Origin of the sequence: Streptomyces sp. NPDC005574, assembly GCF_040605435.1 — a bacterium.
Classification (GTDB): domain Bacteria; phylum Actinomycetota; class Actinomycetes; order Streptomycetales; family Streptomycetaceae; genus Streptomyces.
On the sequence record NZ_JBEXCW010000204.1, the window covers coordinates 1 to 5,228 of the forward strand.

The 5,228-nt window shown below is 63.8% G+C and carries 4 protein-coding genes and 3 pseudogenes; 1 reads left to right on the plus strand and 6 read right to left on the minus strand.

Annotated features, from left to right (window positions below; all coding sequences use genetic code 11):
• A pseudogene (locus ABZT03_RS42885) lies at positions 1-85 on the plus strand (IS5/IS1182 family transposase); the annotation flags it as partial.
• A 30-nt stretch (positions 86-115) separates the two neighbouring features.
• On the opposite strand, the gene ABZT03_RS42890 reads toward ABZT03_RS42885, so the two are convergent.
• The 6 genes and pseudogenes from ABZT03_RS42890 to ABZT03_RS42915 form a co-directional block, all read right to left on the minus strand.
• Positions 116-853, minus strand: a complete 738-nt coding sequence (locus ABZT03_RS42890) for a transposase family protein (RefSeq protein ID WP_356049574.1) — start codon at positions 851-853, stop codon at positions 116-118.
• 152 nt (positions 854-1,005) lie between these two features.
• The gene (locus ABZT03_RS42895) at positions 1,006-1,587 is read right to left on the minus strand and encodes a LuxR C-terminal-related transcriptional regulator (RefSeq protein ID WP_356049576.1); all 582 of its coding nucleotides are present in this window, start codon (positions 1,585-1,587) and stop codon (positions 1,006-1,008) included.
• A gap of 613 nt (positions 1,588-2,200) precedes the next feature.
• Positions 2,201-2,458: pseudogene (locus tag ABZT03_RS42900) on the minus strand (transposase); the annotation flags it as partial.
• 183 nt (positions 2,459-2,641) lie between these two features.
• Positions 2,642-3,229, minus strand: a pseudogene (locus ABZT03_RS42905) (IS5 family transposase); the annotation flags it as partial.
• A 174-nt stretch (positions 3,230-3,403) separates the two neighbouring features.
• Positions 3,404-4,381: a zinc-binding alcohol dehydrogenase gene (locus ABZT03_RS42910; protein WP_356049578.1), complete on the minus strand. Its 978-nt coding sequence runs from the start codon at positions 4,379-4,381 to the stop codon at positions 3,404-3,406.
• A gap of 148 nt (positions 4,382-4,529) precedes the next feature.
• Positions 4,530-4,928 (minus strand): 6-carboxytetrahydropterin synthase, encoded by a 399-nt coding sequence (locus ABZT03_RS42915; RefSeq protein WP_356049580.1) that lies wholly within the window; start codon positions 4,926-4,928, stop codon positions 4,530-4,532.
• Positions 4,929-5,228 lie beyond the last annotated feature (300 nt).

A 5,228-nucleotide genomic window follows, 5' to 3' on the forward strand; every position in this document is an offset into this window, starting at 1 on the left:
ACGGCGAGCCCGATGCTCAACCCGGCGTATCGGCACCGTCGTACAAGCCATCCACACACTCTTGACCTGCGACTATTCAGGATGAAAGAGGTTCACTGAGCCCTTTCCATCTTGATCAGGCGGCGAGTTCGAGGGTGACGATGGCTCGGACGACGGCTGTGATCCGGGTGGTGCTGCAGCGGAGCTTCCGCAGGACCCGCCAGCACTTGAGGGTGGCCATGGCACGTTCGCCGAGGCTGCGTCTCTTGGCGTGATCGCGGTTGTGAAGCCGACGCCATCCGCGGAACGGGACGCGGACCGCCTGACCTGCGCCCTGATAGGCCTTGTCCGCCCAGCACTTGATGTCGTCGGCGGCGAGAGCGGCGGGGATGCCGTGGGTCCGGGCCGCGGTCAGATCGTGCACGGCTGCGGGTAGTGCGTCCGAGGCCCAGATCAGACGGCCGGCTGGATCTGCGAGGACCTGCACGTTCATCCCGTGGTGTTTCTTCTTACCCGAGTAGTACGGCTGGTCGGCGGCGATGCGGTCGATCGGCAGCACGGTGCCGTCGAGGATCACGTACGCCTTCTTCCGGACAGTCGTCATGGCCTGTTCCAGCGTGGGTGCGAGGGCGGCCAGGAGGCCGACGGCCTCCCGTATGTAGCGGTGGACCGTCGCGGTCCCGATGCGGAATCCTGTTGCGAGGCGGGCGTAGGTGTCGCCGCAGCGCAGGTGGGCCAGGACGAGCAGGGCCTGCCGGCCGCAGGTCAGGCGACGCCACCGGGAGTCGATCCGACGGCGGTGACCTGCGAGAAGGCCGGAGAGGTGCTGCAGGGTGCGGCTGGACAGATCGATGCCGGACGGGTAGACAAGCACGCGAGAGCTCCTGGCGGACTGGTCATCTTGGTCGTGAACCCGTCTACCAGGAGCTTTCTTCATGCCCGCCGCCGGGGTGCCGATCCAACCAGCCGTCAGGTTGGAAGAGGCTCAGCGGCCCCAGGTGCCGGTCGGCATGTCGCGCGCATGCCTCAAATGACGCCCGAGCGCATGGCACAGGCAACGGCATGGGCGTCATTGCGAACATTCAGGCGTTCCATGATGCCGGACAAAAGACGTTCGACCGCACCCAGCGAACAAGACATCTTGTCGGCTATTTCTGAATGATCCAAGCCGTCCGCCGCTAACTGAAGCACGCCTATTTCCTTGCTGGTCAGTCCGGACGTGGTTCGACTCGCGTTGCCGTCAGTCGCCTTCTCTGCGAACATATCCTTGGGTGATTCCGAGATCACCTTACCTCCGGCGTCGATCGCGAGCAGCGCCTGGGAGAGCGTGTCCGGGAAGCAATTTGCATACCACAGAGCGCCGCACACCCCACGAGCCGTTGCGGTCAAAGTTTCAATATTCCACCTATTCTTCACGATAAGCAAAAATTTCGCCGTAGGGTCATTTGACAGTGATCGCAAGGTATCCACAGTGACCGTTTCCACGGAAACTACGAAAATGTCAACCTTTCCGACTCCTGCATAGTCGACCTCATACAAACGATGATCCTGTCGAACGTAACCACTCAAGCCGGCGCGATCGATAGGGTCGTCGGCATGAATAGCCACCCCAACCTTCCTCCTAGATGTATCCATGAACATCTCCTTCCCTTCACCGGCAATTGTCAGAGGCCGCGCAATCGTGATCAATTGCTCTCAAATTCAACCCGCGCTTCGTTCACGCGCCGAATTGTCGACGTAGCGATCACCCCAGGCTCGATCGCGTTCACGTGTCACACCTATGGAATCGGAGGGGATATAGCATGTCCCGTACGGTGCGAACCGCGAGTCACACCAGCACTGTTCTGCGGCATCGTCGAACCTGTGAGGGCGTGACTACGTGTGGACATAGCCAAGCCGATCGAGTCCCCGACCATCTACGGATTTCAGAAGGTCGTGAACTTGGGTACGCCGGATTTTGCCCCCAGGTCCAAACATAAGGGCGATCTCGCACCGATTCAGGCCAGGGAGGCAGGGCCAGTGCCGAGCCCAGTGGAGGATCACCGATGGCCGGTGGTCACGAGCTACCCAGCCGCGGTGACAGGCGGAGCCGTAGCCGGTGAGGCTCCAGGAGACAGGCGTTGCCGGTCAGGGCAAGCATCGGCATCCAGGCCAGCAGGTCCAGAGATCTGCACTGTCGGTATAAGAGGGCGTTTGGAGTGGGCAGATTGCCGTTTACGTCTTAGTACGTTCCTCGCCAGGTGGGTGTCGTTTCGTCCGTTATGCGCCTGGTGAGGTTGTGGACCGAGGCGATGTGGATCATTGCCTCGGAGCTGGCGGTGAGGTTCTCGTAGTCGCGGGCGAGGCGGCGGTGCATCATGATCCAACCGATACTCCGCTCGACCACCCAGCGTCTTTTCACGACCTGAAAGCCGCGGGTTTCCGGATTCCTGTTGACGACTTCGACGTCGATTCCGAGGCGGGCGCCGTGCTCGACGACGCGGGAGTTACGCGTTCGGTCCTGCGTGTTGTATCCCGGTTCAGCCGGGAGGAACTCGGAAGGAGGTTTCTGGGCCGGATGACTTACCTGGATCCGAAAGGTGAGGGGGACAACAGCATGTCAGAAAACCAGTGACCGAACTCAGTTGTCGGAGACGGTGTGCTGGGCGGCCGGAGTCGCCTGGTACTTGTCGTGGTCGTAACCACGGTCTGCGAGGAGCGGTCGGGTCTGCGTCTGGGCCGGCCGACGACGCCGGCCACGGCCGGAACCTTGTCCAGCAGCGGCAGCAACTGCGTGACGTCGTTGCGGTTTCCGCCGGTCAGGGACACCGCGAGCGGGATGCCCTGGGCGTCGGTGAGGACGTGGTGCTTGCTGCCCGGTCGTGCGCGGTCGACCGGGCTGGGTCTGCTTTTGGGCCGCCGTGCTGCCCTGACATGGGAGGAGTCGATCACGGCCCGCGACCAGTCCAGCTTCTTCGCTACCCGCAGCTTCTTCAGCAGCACCAGGTGCAGCTCGTCCCACACGCCGGCCTCGTTCCACGCGGCCAGGCGACCGCCAGCACGTCATCCCCGAACCGAAGCCCAACTCCTGCGCGAGGTACTCCCATTGGTTGCCGGTGTGCAGCACGAGCAGAATCCCGCACAACGCCTGCCGGTCCGGGACCCGCGGTCGGCCCTCCACCAGCTTCGGCCCCGGCTGAGGCAACAACGGCTCGATGAGCGACCACAGTTCATCCGACACAATCCACGGTCGCGACTGTCTCTTCCCCACGACAAAGCAACGAGCAACCGGACCGACAGTCACATGATCAACAGCTTCTGGCCCACCTGGTCATCACCCCAGGGCGAAGCGAACTCCGGCGCTTCGCGCCTCCGGGCGGAGGATGCGCTTCCCTCCCGGACTGAAGCCGGGAATACCCACGCAAGATCAAGGATGGTGCCCGGGTCAGTTCGGGTATCGAACACGGTGACAAAGCACGGGAATTGACCCCGCGGCGAGTTGTGACATCACCTCGGGTAGTTCATCCAACGCGCATTCGCTGGTGATGAGGGCGTCGAAGGCAGGGTCGGCGAGCAGGTCAAGCGCGAGGGCGAGCCGATCGGCGTAGGTGCGGGTGGCACGGCAGGCCGGGGAGACGGTGCCGACCTGGCTGCTGCGGACGACTAACCGCCGGGAGTGGAAAGCCTCACCCAGCGGCAGGCTGACCCGGCGGTCGCCGTACCAGCTGAGTTCGATAACCGTACCCTCAGTGCTGAGAAGTTCCAGGCAGCGGGCGAGGCCCCGCTCGGTGGCACTCGCATGAACGATGAGATCGCATTCGCCGAGTGCGTCCTCGGGCGAGGCGAAGTCGACACCGAGTGCTTCGGCGACCTTGGCCCGGCGGGGGTCAGCGTCGACCAACTGCAGGCGCACGCCGGGGAAACGGGCCAGCAGCACAGCCACCGAGCAGCCGACCATACCGCCACCGACCACGGCGATCCGATCACCGAGCAGGGGCGCCGCGTCCCACAGCGCGTTGACGGCGGTCTCCACGGTGCCTGCCAGCACGGCCCGGGAGGCCGGCACATGCTCAGGCACCGGCGTGACGGCAGTGGCGGGGACGACGTACCGTGTCTGGTGCGGGTAGAGACAAAAGACGGTCCGACCGACCAGCTCCGCCGGCCCCTCTTCCACCTGACCGACGTTGAGGTAGCCGTACTTCACCGGCCCGGAGAAGTCGCCCTCCTGGAACGGCGCCCGCATGGCCGTGTGCTGACTCCCGGGCACCCCTCCACGGAAGACCAGTGTCTCGGTGCCGCGGCTCACCCCAGACCACAGGCTCCGGACCAGTACCTCGTCCTCGGCGGGATCTGGAATTTGGATATCCCGGATCTCACCGTGGCCAGGGGTGCGAACCCAGAACGCACGCGCGGTGCGAGTCATAGATGGGTGCTCCTCAGCGATCGGGAAGTTGTCCATGCACCGAGTTGCTGCCCCAGGCCGACACTGGTGGGTGGCGGGGACGTGCTCGGCTGTCATGCACTGCGCGCGCAAATGCTTCAGGAACCGGACCGGGCAGTGATCATGTTGGTCACAGGCCACGCTCGTAACTCGCCCAGGCGACGTGCGACTCGTGGAGTGTGACCGAGATGCCCGTCAAACCCCTTGCCGCCTCGCCCAGCACACCGTCGTGAACCCGCTCGGCGAGGCGGTCGGCGATGACCCTGGCCAGGAACTCGGTCGAGGTGTTGATGCCCTTAAAATCAGGCTCGTCATCGAGGTTACGAAAGTTCAGCGCGCTGACCGTAGCGCCGAGTTCTTGGGCGGCCAGTCCGATGTCGACGACGATGTTGTCGTCGTCCAGGTCTTGGCGCCGAAACGTGGCGTCCACGAGAAACGTCGCTCCGTGCAGGCGTTGCGCGGGTCCGAAGACCTCGCCGCGGAAGCTGTGGGCGATCATGATGTGATCGCGGACGGTGACACTGAACAAGGGACGGCCCTCCAGGTTGGCATGTCTGATCCTCAGCCCAGTCTCTACCGGGGTACGCACGCACAACGGCCCGCCAGTTCCTGCGGTTCACCCGTATCTCAGATGTTGATCTGCGGGTTTGTCGAGTCGTCTCGGGATTGATCCCCAGATCAGCAGCGACCTCCCAGATCGTCGCCTCGGGCCGCGACTGGTACAGCGCGACCGCGTCCGCCTTGAACTGCGGCGGATAGTTCTTCATCGGATACCTCCGAGGAAACCCCGGCCTGAAGGCCGGGGTTTCCTCGGAGGTATCCGATGATT